Annotated in this window: 17 protein-coding genes and 1 riboswitch; of the genes, 1 reads left to right on the top strand and 16 read right to left on the bottom strand. The window is 27.6% G+C overall.

Features of this window, described 5'->3' with window-relative positions:
* The 8 genes from Q0F58_RS06960 to thiW form a co-directional block, all read right to left on the bottom strand.
* Nucleotides 1-1131, bottom strand: a 1131-nt coding sequence (locus Q0F58_RS06960) for a phosphoribosyltransferase family protein (protein ID WP_294374170.1), incomplete at its 3' end; no start/stop codon positions are given.
* Nucleotides 1112-2200: an HpcH/HpaI aldolase/citrate lyase family protein gene (locus Q0F58_RS06955; RefSeq protein WP_294374168.1), complete on the bottom strand. Its 1089-nt coding sequence runs from the start codon at nucleotides 2198-2200 to the stop codon at nucleotides 1112-1114. The genes Q0F58_RS06955 and Q0F58_RS06960, both read right to left, overlap by 20 nt.
* Before the next feature lie 252 nt (nucleotides 2201-2452).
* Nucleotides 2453-4216, bottom strand: coding sequence for a DNA helicase RecQ (gene recQ / locus Q0F58_RS06950; RefSeq protein ID WP_294374166.1), 1764 nt, complete (start codon nucleotides 4214-4216; stop codon nucleotides 2453-2455).
* 436 nt (nucleotides 4217-4652) lie between these two features.
* Nucleotides 4653-5282: a thiamine phosphate synthase gene (thiE, locus tag Q0F58_RS06945; protein ID WP_294374159.1), complete on the bottom strand. Its 630-nt coding sequence runs from the start codon at nucleotides 5280-5282 to the stop codon at nucleotides 4653-4655.
* A 50-nt stretch (nucleotides 5283-5332) separates the two neighbouring features.
* Entirely contained in the window at nucleotides 5333-6166 is an 834-nt protein-coding gene (thiM, locus tag Q0F58_RS06940) for a hydroxyethylthiazole kinase (protein ID WP_294374157.1), read from the bottom strand.
* A 33-nt stretch (nucleotides 6167-6199) separates the two neighbouring features.
* The gene (gene thiC / locus Q0F58_RS06935) at nucleotides 6200-7507 is read right to left on the bottom strand and encodes a phosphomethylpyrimidine synthase ThiC (protein ID WP_294374156.1); all 1308 of its coding nucleotides are present in this window, start codon (nucleotides 7505-7507) and stop codon (nucleotides 6200-6202) included.
* 30 nt (nucleotides 7508-7537) lie between these two features.
* On the bottom strand, nucleotides 7538-8368 hold the full coding sequence (thiD, locus tag Q0F58_RS06930; RefSeq protein ID WP_294374155.1) for a bifunctional hydroxymethylpyrimidine kinase/phosphomethylpyrimidine kinase: 831 nt from the start codon (nucleotides 8366-8368) through the stop codon (nucleotides 7538-7540).
* Nucleotides 8369-8533: 165 nt separating this feature from the next.
* Nucleotides 8534-9061, bottom strand: a complete 528-nt coding sequence (gene thiW, locus Q0F58_RS06925) for an energy coupling factor transporter S component ThiW (RefSeq protein ID WP_294374153.1) — start codon at nucleotides 9059-9061, stop codon at nucleotides 8534-8536.
* Between the two features lie 108 nt (nucleotides 9062-9169).
* Nucleotides 9170-9274: riboswitch (TPP riboswitch) on the bottom strand.
* Nucleotides 9275-9480: 206 nt separating this feature from the next.
* On the opposite strand from thiW, the gene Q0F58_RS06920 reads away from it, so the two are divergent.
* On the top strand, nucleotides 9481-9582 hold the full coding sequence (locus tag Q0F58_RS06920) for a putative holin-like toxin (RefSeq protein ID WP_367118158.1): 102 nt from the start codon (nucleotides 9481-9483) through the stop codon (nucleotides 9580-9582).
* Nucleotides 9583-9742: 160 nt separating this feature from the next.
* On the opposite strand, the gene Q0F58_RS06915 is transcribed toward Q0F58_RS06920, so the two are convergent.
* From Q0F58_RS06915 to Q0F58_RS06880, 8 genes are all read right to left on the bottom strand, one after another.
* Nucleotides 9743-9919 carry a hypothetical protein gene (locus tag Q0F58_RS06915; RefSeq protein ID WP_294374151.1) on the bottom strand — a complete coding sequence of 59 codons (177 nt, stop codon included), beginning with the start codon at nucleotides 9917-9919 and terminating at the stop codon, nucleotides 9743-9745.
* Nucleotides 9920-10020: 101 nt separating this feature from the next.
* Nucleotides 10021-10566 carry an ECF transporter S component gene (locus tag Q0F58_RS06910; protein WP_294374150.1) on the bottom strand — a complete coding sequence of 182 codons (546 nt, stop codon included), beginning with the start codon at nucleotides 10564-10566 and terminating at the stop codon, nucleotides 10021-10023.
* Between the two features lie 67 nt (nucleotides 10567-10633).
* Entirely contained in the window at nucleotides 10634-10873 is a 240-nt protein-coding gene (locus Q0F58_RS06905) for a PD-(D/E)XK nuclease domain-containing protein (RefSeq protein ID WP_294374148.1), read from the bottom strand.
* A gap of 65 nt (nucleotides 10874-10938) precedes the next feature.
* Nucleotides 10939-11868 carry an ATP-binding cassette domain-containing protein gene (locus tag Q0F58_RS06900; protein ID WP_294374146.1) on the bottom strand — a complete coding sequence of 310 codons (930 nt, stop codon included), beginning with the start codon at nucleotides 11866-11868 and terminating at the stop codon, nucleotides 10939-10941.
* A 41-nt stretch (nucleotides 11869-11909) separates the two neighbouring features.
* Nucleotides 11910-12350 (bottom strand): ATP-binding cassette domain-containing protein, encoded by a 441-nt coding sequence (locus Q0F58_RS06895; protein ID WP_294374144.1) that lies wholly within the window; start codon nucleotides 12348-12350, stop codon nucleotides 11910-11912.
* A 248-nt stretch (nucleotides 12351-12598) separates the two neighbouring features.
* On the bottom strand, nucleotides 12599-13441 hold the full coding sequence (locus Q0F58_RS06890) for a MerR family transcriptional regulator (protein WP_294374143.1): 843 nt from the start codon (nucleotides 13439-13441) through the stop codon (nucleotides 12599-12601).
* A gap of 157 nt (nucleotides 13442-13598) precedes the next feature.
* Complete coding sequence (locus Q0F58_RS06885; protein WP_294374142.1) at nucleotides 13599-15377, bottom strand: methyl-accepting chemotaxis protein; 1779 nt, start codon at nucleotides 15375-15377, stop codon at nucleotides 13599-13601.
* 201 nt (nucleotides 15378-15578) lie between these two features.
* Entirely contained in the window at nucleotides 15579-17645 is a 2067-nt protein-coding gene (locus tag Q0F58_RS06880; protein ID WP_294374140.1) for an ATP-binding protein, read from the bottom strand.
* Nucleotides 17646-17893: the final 248 nt, after the last annotated feature.

Below are 17893 nucleotides of genomic sequence, written 5' to 3'. Positions count from 1 at the left end.
TTTTTTATTGTCTTTTTCTATCTCAATAAACAAAAAACATTCCTTATATTTATTTGCATTTAAATTGTATATAAAGTTTGTATTTTTATTGTAAAAACTTTCAAGCATATATTTTTTCTTTATAGGATATCCTTCTATGTCTCTTGGAATTATAGGACTCCTTGTTATTGAATGATAATATACATCTCCTTGGATTTTTTTGCTTAAGAGCATAGGAATGTACATAAATTCTTCTATTCCCAACGTCAGAATTGGCGCATTATCATATTTTATCTTAAGCTTTTTACTTTCTCTTTCAATAATTCTTAAAAGTTCATTCTGCTCTGACCTTCCTATTCCAAATCTTCCTGTATATTTAATATATTTTTTCTCTCCAATATAATTAGAAAAATCAAGTTTTATATTATTTATTTCAACATCATTATTAATTTTTTCAACTTTTTCAATCTTATCTGTCAATAATATATCTTTATCCATTGAAAAATTGAAACTTCCATTAAAAAGATATACAAAACTTATATCGCATCCCATTTCCATAGCCTGAGATTCTATTTCTGCTTTTCTTTCTTCATCAATCCAGTTTAATATTGAAGCTATCACATATTTTTTTACATTATAAATCTTCTGCATCTGCCTTATCATATTTATACATGTCTTTGCAGTTGTTATTTCATCATCAACTAATATTATTGAATCTACACTATTAATATCATCTTCATTTAGATTATCTATATATAAATTTTGTTCAGTTGCATGAGAATGTTCTTCTAGAAACTCAAGTTTCTTTGCACCACACACATTTTCCCGCGTTGTATGAATAAAAAATTCTGCACTTTCGAGATAATTAAAAAATGAATGTGCAAGACAAGTTGCTGTTTCTGCAAATCCTATAACCATCTGTCTTTCATGTATATAATTTTTATATTTTTTCTTATATGCATATGAAAGATTTTTTCCAAGTTCATCAACCTTTTTAGGATTTACAGGTAAATGTTTTCCTAACGTTTTAGAAACAAATAAAAATCTTCTTTTAGGATTATCTCTTAAAGCAACTTCTAAATAGTCATTTATATTTAAATTTAATGGATTTTTTTTAATATCAATTGTACATTTAAAATCTGAGTATATCATTAAAATCTATCCCTTCATTAAAAACTCCATATATTTCTGCAAGTCTGATTATCTTTTGAGCCCATTTTAAATGAGGGTTGACTTCATTCATTCTCTCTCTTGAAAAGCTTGCACTTACTCCTGATTTATTATCAACATCTGAAATAATCCTTTCTGCATCAATATAATCTTCATAACTTATAACATGTTTAGCTTGTACAATTCTCATCTGAAGAGGATGTATTACTGTTTTCCCTATAAAGCCATTAAGTCTATCAATATCCATTTCTCTTAAATATGATTCTAATATTTCAGGATTGGTCATATCATAAAACTCTGATACACCACCACTTATGGGAATGTCCAGTTCCTGATTTCCTCCAAAAATACTCATTAAATCTGATGAAAATTTATGAAAAATCATATTATCATAAATAGTAAACTTTTTGTTTCTTCGTAATCTATATGCTCCTAATATATCAGTAACACCTATTCTTATATTAAGAATTCTCTTTTTGTATTTTTCAATAGTTTTATATAATCTTAATAATGAATCATATTTTCTATTTATATCAGTGAATTCTGTAGTTTCAATTATAGGCATCAGATATAAACTACTGCATCCTATCTGTCCAAGTTTTTCAATAAATTGCTCTATAACTTCCGAATTAGCTTTTGGTATTATTATTCCTGTAATAAGATTAAGATTTTCTTTCAATACATCACTAAATTTAAGCATTTGTTCTGAATTTTTAGGCCTTATAAATATCAATGGAATTTGATTTTTTTCAAATACTCCTTTTTTGATATTCTTTTTAAGCTCTAAAAAAGCCCATTTCATGTTTTCAATTCCTTCAGCTTCACCATTTTCTCCAACTGAATCTTCAAGACATATAGAAACTGATGTAAGTTCTTTTATCCCATTACTTACAAAACTGTTTAACATTTTTTTATTTATTGCTGGTATATAAAGTAATGCCCCTATAGAATATTTCAATATACTCATATTACTATTATTATTAAATTCCTCAGGATTTCTAAAAAATATTTTTTCTTTTTCATACTCCTTTAAATACTTAAAATATTTCATTTTTTCCCCCATACCTTATCATTTAAAATTTATGGTAAACTTTTTCCTAATTATCCTAATATTATTTTATAATTCAAACTTAATTGTATAAAATATTATTCAGGTTATCTATTATTAATATTTTTTAATTTAAAATATAAAAAATAGTCAATATATTTATAGTTATTGACTATTTAATCTATAATTTATATTATATACCATTTGATTTATATTAAATCTTATTTTTTTCTGAAATTAAAAAAATATTTATATTTATTTACTGCTAATAAGTTTTAATATTTCATTTCCATAAGCTTTAATTTTCTTTTCACCAACACCTCTGATTTCCATAAGTTCTTCAAGATTTTTAGGTTTCATATTGCTTATTGATGTAAGAGTTGCGTCTGAAAAAATTATATAAGGTTTTATATTTTCTTTGTAAGCCTTCATTTTTCTCCATTGTTTTAACCTTTGGAACAATTGTTCATCTAGTATAGGTTCATCATTATCAAGAATCTTAAATAAAACAGTCTCCTTTCCTTTAAGAACTTTCATTGATCTGGCATTTAATTTCAACATTGAATATGTCCCCTCTTTAAGATCAACATAGCCTTCATTTAAAAGACTTTTTATAAGATCTTTTATAAATGAATTTCCATAATCCTTCATTATTCCATATGTAGTCACTGTATCCAATCTATTTTGTATTATTTTAGGTCCCTTAAATCCTCTTAATATATCAACTAAAACAGAAATTCCAAATTTTTCACGTGTCCTGAATACAGTTGATAATATCATCTGAGTTTCTCTTGTAAAATCCTTTAATTCATCGTCATTAAGGCAATTGCTGCAGTTATTACAATAATTAATTTTATTTTCATTTCCAAAATAATTTAATATAAATTTTCTGTAACATTCATTAAGATTACAGTAATCAATCATAGACTGTAACTTTCTAAGCTGAACTTCTTTTCTGCTCATAAGCGAACTCTTATTTATTATGTACTCAACTCTGCTTATGTCACTTTCTGAATAAAATAAATAACACTTGCATAGCTCACCATCTCTTCCCCCTCTTCCAATTTCCTGATAATATGATTCTATATTCTGAGGAAGCGTAAAATGTACTATATATCTTATATTTGACTTATCTATACCCATTCCAAATGCATTTGTTGCAATTATTATATCTGTTCTCTCATAAAGAAAATCCTCCTGATATTTTTCCTTATCATTATCGCTCAAACCACCATGATATTTTCCAACATTATATCCTAAATCCTTTAGGTAATAATGAAGCATATCCACTTCTTTCCTTGAAGCACAATAGATTATTCCCGATTCCTCTTGATTTTCCCTTATTATATCCTTTAATTCTTCAAGTTTATCAACTTCTTTTAACACTTGAAGCCTTAAATTTTCTCGGTTTATATCACCTCTATATATAAATGGATTTTTTAATCCTAAAAGTTTTATTGAATCTTCACGTACTTCTTTGGTAGCTGTTGCAGTAAATGCTGAAATCACTGGCTTGCTTTTCAATTTTTCATAAAAATCAGAAATGCTAAGATAACTTTTTCTAAAATCGTGTCCCCATTGTGATACACAGTGTGCTTCATCTATTGCAATCTGCGAAATATGAATATCTTTAACCATATCAATAAACACTCTGGATTCCAATCTTTCAGGAGAAATGTATATTATTTTATATTCTCCCATAGATGCATCTAAAAGTATCTTTTTTATTGTGTCCATATTTTGAGTGCTGTTTATATATGCTCCCTTTATTCCTGTTTCAGACAAATTATCAACCTGATCTTTCATCAATGATATTAAAGGAGAAATTACTATTGTCACTCCTTGAAATAATATAGCTGGAATCTGATAGCAGAGTGATTTTCCTCCTCCTGTAGGCATAAGACAGAAAGTATCTCTATTGTTTAATATACTTGTTATTATTTCATACTGACCTCTTCTCAAAGTATCAAATCCATAATATTTTTTTAATGCGTAAAATATTCTTTGTCTATTATCCAATTTTCATTTACCTTTCATGCTTTAATTAGTTTATAATTTCAATTGACAATGAATGATAAAATCTTTACAAGATTTCTTTAATTTTTATATGCGTTAAATAAATTAGCAATGTTATTTTAATATTACAGCATATATAATATATCCCTTATCAGACCTTAATTCATATAAGCCTTATTGAAAACACATATCTGTTCTAATCATGATAATATATACTACTATATGAATATAGTATACTGAATATGGAATTTTATTATTTTTTATATAATATATAGTATATACCAACTTTTTTAATTCTTAAACAAAATAGTGTACTATAGAAAAAGATATGTTCTATTAGTACACTATCTATATATTTTGCAATTAATATTGTAAATTTGATAATTTATATTTAGTACTTAAATATTTTCAAAATTTCTTTTTTAATCATTTCTAAAAATTATAAATCTGCAAATAAAGTTTTTAAATCTTGAGTTGCTTTTCTTATATCTTTTTGAGCTATTATTGCAGAAACTATTGCGAGTCCATCTATTCCAATTCCATCAAAATCCTTAACTCTATCTTTATTAATTCCACCTATAACAACAATAGGAATAGATACATTTTTTCTTATTTTCTTTAATTCTTCCATGCTTGTTGGCTTTGCATCTTTCTTAGTTCCAGTAGCATACATTGCTCCTACACCTATGTAATCTGCACCATCTTCCTGTGCTTTCATTGCATCCTTAAGATTTCCAGCTGAAACTCCAATAATTTTGTCATCACCTATTATTTTTCTCACTATAGAACATGGTAAATCACTCTGACCAACATGAACACCTGCTGCATCTACTGCTAATGCAATATCAAGTCTGTCATTTATCAATAAAGGTATGCTATATTTATCAGTTATCTTTTTTACATTTACTGCTGTATTATAAAAATCTAAAGATGAACATTCTTTTTCTCTCAACTGAATTAATGTACATCCTCCCTTTATTGCTTCTTCTACTGCTTCTTCTAAAGTCTCAGTACTCATTAAATCTCTATCTGTTACAAGATAGATACTATAATCTATTTCTGGTTTCATAATTAAGTCCTCCACTTCCAATTAACATTTAATAATAACTAAATTAAATATTAATTAATCTTGTTTCTATCAATTATAGTTTCCTTATCAAGATTGCTTATTGCATCCATTATAGCCATATGAAAACTGCCAAGACCTATATTTCCTGCTTTTTCTTCTGCAATTTCTCCACATATTCCCATGGAAATGACACCTGCAATTGCTGCAATAAAATAGTCATCAGAATTTTCACATGCTCCTAAATATCCACCAACTAATGCTGTAGTCATACATCCAGTTCCTGTTATATTAGAAAGCATTTTTGTTCCATTTTCAAGAACTGCTGCTCTCTTTCCATCAGAAACAAAATCCGTAACCCCAGTTATAGCAACAGTGCAATTAAATCTGTCTGCTAAAAGTTTAGCCAGCTTTATTCCTTCATGGTTATCTGATTTTAAATCTTTATCTGATGCATCAACGCCTTTAGTCTCAGCTTCCAATCCTGCAATAAATTTTATTTCAGACATATTTCCACGTAAAACACTTATCTTAACTTCTTTTAGAATTCTTTTTGTTGTATCGTTCCTGAATTTTGATGCTCCAGCTCCAACTGGATCAAAAACAACTGGTATATTTAACTCATTAGCCTTTTTCCCTGAAGCAATCATTGATTCTATTGTTCTCTCATTCAAAGTTCCAATATTTATTACAAGAGCAGAAGCAATTGATGTAATATCTGCTGCTTCTTTTAAATCATCTGCCATTATTGGCGATGCCCCTATTGCAAGAAGAATATTGGCACAATCATTTACTGTAACATAATTAGTTATATTATGTACTAATGGTTTCTCTGCTTTTAATTTAATTAATAAATCACCTATTTTTTCTGCTATAACTTTATTCATATTGATTAATCCTCTATTTCTTTTTTGTTTATTCTACTTTTGTTTTAACTCTACTTTTTCACCATTAAGAATCATATTGGTAGTTCTTACAGCACACATCTTTCCACACATAGAACAGCTATGCTTTTCTTCTGGTGGTATGCTTTCAAAATATTCTTTAGCTTTCTTTCCATCAATTGCAATTTTAAACATCTCATCCCAGTCAAGTTTATGACGTGCTTCTGCCATAGCATTATCCCTGTCTCTTGCTCCAGGAATTCCATTAGCTATATCTGCTGCATGAGCTGCTATTTTAGATGCAATTATTCCTTCCTTAACATCATTTATGTCAGGTAATCTCAAATGTTCTGCTGGTGTTACATAACAAAGGAAGTTTGCTCCATTTGTTGCTGCAATGGCTCCGCCTATTGCTGATGTAATGTGATCATATCCTGGTGCAATATCTGTTACAAGAGGCCCAAGAACATAGAAAGGTGCTCCATGACATAGTCTTTTCTCAATTTTCATATTTGCTGCAATTTCATTCATTGCCATATGTCCTGGTCCTTCAATCATAACCTGAACATCTTTTTCCCATGCTCTCTTAGTCAAAAGTCCTAACTCAATAAGTTCAGTAATCTGCCCTGCATCTGTTGAATCATCTATACATCCTGGTCTCATAGCATCTCCAAGACTTATAGTGACATCATATTCTCTTAGGATATCTAATAACTCATCATAATGTTCATAAAACGGATTTTCATTTCCTGTCATCTCCATCCATGCAAATAATAAAGAACCACCTCTTGATACTATATTCATTTTTCTCTTATCTTCTTTAAATAGTTCAACAGTTCGTTTATTTATACCTGCATGAATTGTAACAAAGTCAACTCCCTGTTTAGCATGAGCTCTTACAACTTCTAAAAAATCTTCTGCTTTAATATCCAAAAGATCTTTTTCAAGGTATCCAATAGCATCATACATTGGCACTGTTCCTATCATAGCTTTAGAATATTCTATAAGTTTTTCTCTGAATTCCTGTGTCTTGCCATAATTACTTAAATCCATAATAGCTTCTGCACCATATTCTATAGCAAGCTTAACCTTTTCCATTTCCCTGCAGTAATCAACAGAGTCTCCTGAAATACCCAAATTCACATTAATCTTAGTTTTAAGACCATCACCAATCCCTTCAGGGCTGATTGATTTATGGTTAACATTAGCTGGTATAACCACCTTTCCCTCTGCCATTAAAGTCATTAATTTTTCTACAGACATGTTTTCCTTCTCTGCTACAGTTTTCATTTCCTTTGTCACTATGCCTTTTTTAGCCGCTTCCATTTGAGTTTTATAATTCATTTTTATCCCCCACACTTTCTTAGTTAAAAATTAATCTTCATTTTCTCCAGTAAGTTCCTCATATTTCCCTGATGCTTTATATAATTCATAAAAATGATTAGTAGGACCTACACCTTTTCCTAATTCAAAACCATGCTTAATGGCAGTTGTTATATATTTCTTTCCTGCTCTTACTGCTTCTTCAATTGTCATTCCTTTTGCTAAATTTGCAGCTATTGCTGATGATAATGTGCATCCTGTTCCATGAGTATGAGTAGTATTTATTCTTTCTTGTGGTAACAAAATAAAGTTCTCCCCATCAAACAATAAATCTGTAGCATCATCTTTCAAATGGCCACCTTTAACAAGAACAGCTTTAGGTCCTAATTCCTTAAGCTTTAATGCTGCCTCTTTCATTTCATCAACATTTTTAATTTCAATCCCTAATATTTCTTCTGCTTCAGGAAGATTAGGAGTTATCAATTCTGCTAAAGGAAATAATTCTTTCACCAAAGTATCCTTTGCATCTCTTGATAATAAATTAAATCCGCTTTTTGAAATCATAACAGGATCTAACACTACTTTAGGCAAATTTTTTACATTTCTTAATGATTTTGCTATTGCTTTTATAGATTCTATTTTTGATACCATTCCAATTTTCACAGCATCTACCCTTATATCTTCAAAAATTGCATTTATCTGTCCTTCAATTATTTCCGGAGTAATATCCTGTATTCCAAAAACCCCCATTGTATTTTGAACTGTTACTGCTGTAATAACACTCATTCCATATACTCCATTGGCCTGAAATGATTTCAAATCTGCCTGAATTCCTGCTCCTCCACAACTATCTGAACCTGCAATTGTTAATGCTCTAAACAAAATAAATCATCCTCTCTCTATTTAATGTCACTAATCAAGTATGTATTTTAACCATTATTCATTGTGAATTAATGTTCCAATTGACAATTTGCAATGAATAATAAATCTTTGAAAGATTTATTTAATACTATGCAATTTTATTATTAGAACATAATATAAAACTTATTAAGCATGTTTTATATTTCTATCATTAATATTCTCATTATCTATTAAAATTTTTTGTATTACAGGTATTTTTAGAAATATATATCCAATGATAGCACCTGCTGTACAACTCATTATAAAAGGAGTTACAAACATAAATATTGCTCCTTCTTTTCCCATAAAAAACTTAGCCAATGGATATGCAAGTAATGCTCCAAGTATACCAGTTCCAAAAACTTCTCCAATTACTGCTGAGAAAATTTTCTTTATATTTTTATAAAGAATTCCTGCTAAAAATGCTCCTACCATACTTCCTGGAAACGCCAGAAGACTTCCTGTCCCTAAAATATTTCTTATTAATGATGCAATAAATGCATTTGCTACTGCATAAACTGGTCCAAGTGTTATAGCTCCAACAACATTAACAAAATGCTGTACTGGTGATATTTTGGCCACTCCAATTGGAATAGAAAATGTTCCAAAAACTACTGCTAAAGCAATAAGCACTCCACTTAAGGCAATTTTTTGAGCCTTGCTTTTTTCTCCCATAATTACTCTCCTCCTTAATATGATCTGAAAAATTATTTAACACACAATTATAATTGAAAATAAAAAAGTGCAGCTATAAGGACTGCACTAAATAAACTCAATAAAAACAACATATTATTAGTACTTCCCTACGTTGGCATTAACCAAATCAGGTCATAAGGGTTTAGGAACTCATTCCAATCTCAGCTTTTTCAAGCTCCCCTAGTAAAAATTATTAAAATTTATTCATTATAAATATTTCTCTATATTACTATATTATACCACAAAAAATAAAAGTTCAAGTTATATTATTAGATATTCTTAATCTTTTAAAGTATATTTTTCATAAAATAGTTCAATAATTTTAAAGTACAATTTAATATAATGCTGGTGGGCTGCTGATATCACTTTCTTTACTTTTAAAGGAGGTGATACTAAATATGAATATTGATATTTTAATGTTGCTATTTCAAAGTGGTTTATTCTTAATATCGCTATTAACTTTGATAGTTGCTATTATAGAAAAATTTACAAAAAAATAGTAGCCCCCACCGCAATTTGGATGCTACTAAATTTTATTTAAAATAAATTTAGTGATATCAGTTGCTTAAACAACTATATTATTTTGTATAGTCAGAGTAATAAATTTACTCTGACTTTTATTATATATTATATCATTTTTTTTTAAAAATAAACATTTACTTACTTGTTTTTAACTTTAACATAATACTTACCAAATCTTTTTACCTTTTTTATAACTTCAAATCCATTTACATATTCACCAATTTCTGCATTCTTAGGAACTTCAATTAAAATTGTTTCTTTTTTCTTTTTTATACTTCTATCTATAAATACATTCTTCTTTCTTCTTATTGGCATTGCTAATCATCCTTCTAATATAATATGTTATAAAGCATTATATTAAAAGCTCATGATAAGTGTTCTAAAAAATTATTATTTAAAAGTTATTATATTTATTTTTACATTGAAAAAGCTTCAGCTTTTGCTTTTAAAATAACTGCACTTACTGGCAATGCTATAACTATTCCAGTACCTACCTGAATTATATTTCCTGCTATATCTTTTGCTGAAAATGCAATTCCTTGAATTAATCCCACTTTATCAGTTAAAAATCCTGCCATTATTATTCCAGCTCCAAAGTAAGCTATAACCATAAATATTCCACTCACTAAAAAAGCTGTAATATAGCTGAATGATTTGCTATGACTTAATTCTAATTTTTCTAATATACTTCCTGCAATATAAGCCATTGCTCCTTTAATTATAAAAGTAAATGGAGCCCATAAGTAATATCCTCCAAGTGCATCAACAAGCATCATTCCTATTGCACTTGCTAATGCTCCCTTTTTCTTTCCTAAAACTACAGCACATAAAAATACCATACAATCTCCAATATGAACAAATCCACCAACTGATGGAATCTTTATTACACTTCCTGCAAGCCATACTAATGCTATCATTAATCCCATTAAAACTAATTCTCTTGTACTTAATTTACCATCCATTATTCTTCTCTCCTACAACAAACTTATACTAATATTTTTGTTATATTATAAGTTTACTATGCTTTCTTTACAAATGTACGGGTACAATTGCAAGCTTTAGTATATTATTTATATTTCTTATTTTTAATTTCCTTTCATATTGACTTTTTTCAATCTGCTTTAGTGCTTCTTCTATTCCTTTTTCTATAGTTTTAATGTTGCTCTCTTTTATTTTCTTAAATTCAATTATAATTGCTAATTTAGAAGTGTCTTTAGGAATTATCATAACATCATAACGTCCCTGTTTTAAATTATCTTTTATATTCAAATCTGATTTATCTAAAAATCAGTATCTGTTCAATAAAAAAATTTATTTCAGTATTTAATAAAAATTTATCTTATAAAGGCTGCTGTAACACTTTCTTTACATCTTTTAACCTCATCCCTGCTTCCTTCTGCCACAAGCTGTCCACCATCATTTCCACCTTCTGGACCTATATCCACAATCCAGTCTGCTGAATTAATTATGTTTAGATTATGCTCTATAATAATTAATGTATGACCTTCTTCTAAAAGTTTATTAAATATGTCATTCAATAGTTTTATATCATGAAAATGAAGTCCTGTTGTAGGTTCATCAAAAATATATAGTGTTTTTCCTTTAGCTTTTTTGCTCAGTTCTTTTGCAAGCTTTACTCTTTGAGCTTCTCCTCCACTTAATATTGTTGCACTCTGTCCTAATTTTATATATCCTAATCCTACATCCTTTAATACCTTAAGAATCTTATGTATGTCATTAAATTCCTTAAAAAATTCCAATGCTTCATCAACATCTATATTTAATACATCTGAAATGCTTTTCCCATTAATCGTATTACATAGAACTTCCTCTTTAAATCTTTTTCCATTACACTCATCACATTCCATCCATACATCTGGAAGAAAGTGCATCTCTACTTTTATCTGTCCCTGACCTTCACAACATGGACATCTCCCCTTAGTAGAATTAAAACTGAAATAATCTGCATTCATTTTATGCTCTTTAGCATAAGACGTATCTGCAAAGACCTTTCTTATTTTGTCAAAAACTCCTGTATATGTTGCTGGATTTGACCTTGGTGTTCTTCCTATTGGTTCTTGTGATATATTTATAACCTTATCTAAATTTTCATATCCTGAAATTTCATCATATTTTCCTACTGTATTTTTTCCATTATTCAATATATTATCTAATAACGGCTCTAATGTCTCACTTATAAGACTGCTCTTACCACTTCCACTGACCCCTGTAACACATGTCATTTTATTTAATGGAAAATGCACTGTTATATTTTTCAGATTATTGTGGCATGCCCCTTTTAATACTAAAAATGAATCTGCATCAGAATTTTTTTCTTTACAATGCCTATTCTTGAATATAAAAGCCTCATATAATCTGAAATCTCAGTAAGGGTTCCAACTGTAGATCTAGGATTTTTACTTACACTTTTTTGTTCTATTGCTATAGATGGTGTCAAGCCACATATATATTCCACTTTAGCCTTTTCAATTTTTCCAATAGACCTTTTTTCAAATGTTGAAAGTCCATCCATAAATCTTCTTTGTGCTTCTCCGTGTATAATATCAAAGACAAGTGTAGATTTACCACTTCCGCTTACACCAGTGAAAACAACAAGTTTATTCTTAGGAATTTTCAAACTTACATTTTTTAGATTATGATGTTTTGCTCCTTTTATTCTTATCATGTTTTCTTCAGTTTCTTCTTTAATATTATCATCAATTATAAGTTTTCTTAATTTATCCATACTTTTTCTACCTCATATAAATAAATTTGTGCTTTTATTCAAAAGCCATATACTAAGGATAAAACCTCCAGTAAGTGGAGAGTCAATACTTAAATTTCCATTTCTCTATATTCTCTATAAAAACATATATATCTTTATTCCTAATAATAAAATTTAATACTTAAAAGAAATCCTGTGAAGATTTAATCATTTATTGCAAAACATAATATTGTACACTATTAATTAAAATATATAGCTTGCATGATTATCTACTTTATAGGAATGAGTAATTCTGTAATATAATTATCTTCATTACAAGTACTAACTATATCAACTATATAATTATCTATTGCAGGTCCACATATCTCATATTTATTTTTCTTTATATAACTTATCATTTTTCTATATACATCAGCCATATTTTCATAACTTCCATAATGCATTGCTGAAACAGCTTTAAATCCTCCAAATTTTCTAACCAGCCCTGGAATTTCTTTATTTTCTGATACAAATGCACAAACTTCAATATCGTAATCTGTTTTAGCTTTATCTTCAAATTCAATACACGTATCATAATATAATGCCATAACATTTTTAGTCATATGAAAATTATTTTTTTCAATCAATGATAAAAGTTTGCAATATTGTATAGTAAACTCATCAACAGTTACATTTATATTTTCTCTTAAATATGCCACATACATTTCTGGAATGTATTTAATTTTTATTTCAGCTTCCCTGCTTATTTTAGAACGCTCCTTTCCTTCATATAAACAAAATTTAAGTTTCTCTTTAAGCCTTAATAAATCATTTATTTTATCATCTATTTCATTGTATTTTTCTTTAATTTTCTCTTGATTATATTTAAGATTCTCTCTTCCTAATAATTTTTTTATTTCTTTAAGAGAAAATCCTGCTTCTTTAAAATGTTTTATTATAATAACTAATACAAGCTGTTTTCTTGAATAATATCTATATCCACTACTTGTATCAATATTTTCAGGAGTTAAAAGCCCTATTTCATCATAATATCTTAACGTTTTTATTGGAATATTACATAATCTTGATACCTGACCAATTTGATAAAATTCTTGTGATTGATTTTTCATCATATTTACCTCTTAAATAGCGCATAAAAATTAAATAGAACTGCTGCATGGAAATTAATTTACACAATTCTAGTTTTTAACTTTAAAAAATACTTCTAGATATTGCAGTTATAATCCTTAATGTAACAGTTCTATTTTTCATAATATATAAAATTTACATTTAAACTATGAATTTATTCATTTCGTTATTTAATGCATCAGAATATTCACTTGTCTTTTCAGTTTCTTTTAATATATCTACTGATTTATTGTATATATTAGTTGTTTTTCCTGCAATTTCAGTTGCTCCATTTGCTGCTTCACTTATAGCTTTTGCAACTTCTTCAATTGCTATTATTATATTTTGTATTGTTGCCGAAAATTCTTCCGATGTAGCACTAAAATCTGTAATCAACCCTTCAACAAATACTGCATCATTCTCATATTTTTCTGCTACATCATTAAAATTATGATAATCTTTAGATACATCTTTCTTTACAAAAGTTATTAATGTATTTGATGATTCAGCCAATTCATTTACTACAGTAGTAACTTCTGCTGCAATATTTTGAATATCCTTTACTGCATCCTGAGACTTTTGAGCTAATGTTCCTATTTCTTCTGCAACCACTACAAATCCCTTTCCTGCTTCTCCAGCTCTTGCAGCTTCTATAGATGCATTTAAAGCAAGGAGATTAGTCTGCTCTGTTATATCCAATATAACATCAGATAATACCGAAATCTTATCAACAATCTTAACTTTATCAATAGATAACTGTACTACTTCCTTTATGTCATCACTTACTTTTGATGCTTTTCTTTGAGATTTTAAAACACTTTCCTTTGTTTCTTTTGCCCTCTTAGCAATTTCAATAGCTTTTACAGAACTCTGTTCTGATTTTTCTGCCATAGATGCTGAAGCTTTTTCTATTTCATGTGATGATGCTGATATTTCTTCAGAATTTGCTGCACATTGCTGCATTTCTGCTGACAATTGCTCTGTAACAGCTGAAATCTCTTCAATGCTTTTGTAAAGATCATTTATGTTCTTGCCTATTTTGTCAACAGAAAGACTGTTATTATTCGTTGTTTCTTTGGCTTTTCCTATTAATGTTTTAAGTGTTTTCTTCATGTCATTAATTTTTCCAGCCATTATTCCAAAATCATCTTTTCTGTTCAATAATTCTTTTGAAACTTCATCTTTAAAATTTCCTTGTGCGACAACATTTATATTATCATCAATATGTTTAAATCCATTTAAAATTTCTCTTATTATGATTACTGTAATTACTATTGCAACTACTATTCCACAAAAAATCACGATGCTGAATGTCATGATGTTTTTATTAAATGCACCTGTCACTTCATTTTCCTTATCTTTAACTGCTTTATCTATATCATCTGTGTAATTTCCTGTACCTATAACCCATTGAAAAGGTTCAAATGCCTCACTATAACCCCTCTTAGAAATAAACTTGTCCTCTCCTTCTTTAGTAAAATAGTATTCTGTATATCCCCCTCCATTTCTTGCTGCCTTTATTATATCTGCTACATATGTATTTCCTTTTGAATCTGTTGCATCAATTCTATTCGTACCTTCTGTTTCACTTCCTAAAAGCACAACATTATCTCCATCATAAGTATCAATCCAAAAATATCCAGATTCTCCATATCTCATATTTCTTACGAGATCAGCTGCTATTTCTTTTGCTTCATCTTCAGTATATTTTCCCTGTTCATAATTATTGTAAATATTATTAACCATACTTACAGCAACTTCAACTTGATTTTTTATATTTAAATCATATTCTGATCTCATAACGCTTTCAATTGAAGAAATATCTTCATTATTCATTTTTTTCTGCTGAAAAATACTGATTCCTTCTATCAGTAGACTAAATCCAACGAGAATCATTGAAAAAGCTATTATTTTTTGCTTCAGTTTAATATTATTCAACATTTTAATCATCCTCCATTTATCTCCATGTAAATCCCTATTTATACTATATATTATATTCCTTTAATCAGATATTCTCAATAATTCATATATAATTTTTATTTTTTCAAAATTAAACCTTTTCATTAAACATTTTATTAATACTTTAACTTTTAATTCAAATTACTTTTTTTACATTAATTATATATTATAACAATTCAAAGTTTAAGAATATATATCTGAAAATTCAATATTACATGTTTCGACTTTTGATATTATCTGTTTGGTATAATTATAATTTTCTGAATCTTTTTTTACTAACTTAATAGGAAGTTTTATTACAAATTTAGTTCCTTCTTCACATTTATTATCCACATAAATACTTCCTCCATGAAGTTCAACCAACAATCTAACTAAAAATAATCCAATGCCTGTACCTTCTCTTTTTCTTGTAAGCAAATCTCCAGACTGTGTAAATCTTTCAAAAATTCTTTCCTTATTTTCATCAGATATAGGTTCTCCATCATTAGATACATTTATAATGACTTCATTTAATTCTTTATCCATATCAATAAATACTTTAATATGACCGCCTTCATTTGTGTATTTCAATGCATTGGAAAGAAGATTCAACATTATACGTTCTATTTTTATAGGATCACAAGCAGTTATTATTTCTTCTTCCATGGTATCAAAAATTATGTTTCTTTTATTGTTTTCCATATATTCTACTACTGAATCTACAATATCTTCAACAACACTTACAATATTATAATTTCCCAGCTCTAGTTTATAACTCCCACTATCAATTTTAGTAATATCCATTATATTATTTACAATTTTTAAAAGTCTATATGAATTCTGCTTTACTCCCTTTAAATATTTTTTAAGCATTTCAGGAGTAATTGCTTTATCTTGATTATCCAACTTATCTGCTAAAACTTGTACTGTTGTAAGTATTATATTTAAAGGTGTTTTAAATTCATGAGACATATTTGCAAAAAAATCTGTCTTTAGACTTTCTATTTCTATTTTCTTTTCTAAATCCTTTTTTTCTTTTTCCAATTTTAATTTTGATGTGATATCTTTTCCTGTAATAAAAAATCTATCATATTCTTTAACGTAGGTTATATTCCATTTAATACTCTTATACTCATTATCATAACATAAATATCTTACAACAACGCCTTGAATTTTGTTACAAATTTTAGCTGCTTTATACATATAATCCATTTTTTCATCATCATCTGGATGACGCAGTGTTTTTTCAATAAATCTTTTTTGAATTTCCTCAAGTGAATATCCAAAAAATTTTTTAAATGTTTCTTTCTTTGATCCAAAGTCAAAATAATTTTTTTCATTATTTAAAACAACATAAAAATCAATGGTATTTTCCAAAAAAGTCTGAAGTTTTTTTTCACTTTTTTCTCTTTTTTGAAGTTCTATTTTGTATTTATTAGCAAGAAGCCGATTTTTTATAATTATTCCAAGTCTTCTACAAGTTTCTCTTATTATATCTTCATGGATACAAGATATATTAGATTCTTTATCATTATCATAATGAACGTTCAAAATTCCAATAAGTTCATGTTCAAATTCAATACAATATGTCCTTACATTGCTTACAAAATTCCCAATCTGATACTTTTTCCCAAAACATCTGTTTTTGTAATATGCTTTTAAAAGCTTTGTTTTGCTTTTTTCCGAAAAATTTAGATTAAAATCCCATGGTATTATATCATCATCATATGTTTTTAAAAATATATGCATTTTTTTATCAACATCATCAATTAAAAAAATAGTTATACCATCTGCTTGTAAAATATTTTTTAAAATCCATGCCAATTCATCAGTTGAATTTTTATTTTCAGTGTCTAATAAGGTTAATGTACTTCTTTCTATTTCTTTATAAAGATTTTCATTGAGAGTAATATCTTTTCCTATCCCACCAATTAATTTTATATCTTTATCATCTTTTATTATCATTCTGGAAACTTCAAAAAAATTCTTATAATTCATATTTACTGGTGTTTTTCTATTTAAAACAGTTTTACCATCATTTAAGATTTCTCTATCTTCTGCAATAAAAGCATCCGATATATCTTTATTTCTTATCTCATAATCTGATTTATTAATTATATCTTCTGGATTCATATTAGTTACTTTTGCATAATATTCATTTACATATTTATAAATTCCATCACTGCCTTTTATCCATACTGCATATGGAATATTATCTATAAAATATTTCAAATCTTCTAATGTATATACTTCTCTGTTTTTATCATCCATAATTTACTACCTCATATACATTTTTAATATGTATAAATTATATTTTTACACAAACTCTTATTTTAACAAAATTTACACACTAATTTAACATAATGTTTACATTATTTATAATCGTCATCATTATATCAAACTTTTGCATCAGTTATATATTTTTCCAAATATCCATAAAAATTAATTATATGTCGCAATTATCTTTCTATATTTGAAATTTTGTATTCTGCATATATAAATAAATTTTAAATGCAGCT

It is taken from the genome of uncultured Clostridium sp. (assembly GCF_934754915.1).
Classification (GTDB): domain Bacteria; phylum Bacillota; class Clostridia; order Clostridiales; family Clostridiaceae; genus Clostridium.
Note: the sequence above shows the minus strand (reverse complement) of the source record. Positions and strands in the feature narration are given on the sequence as shown.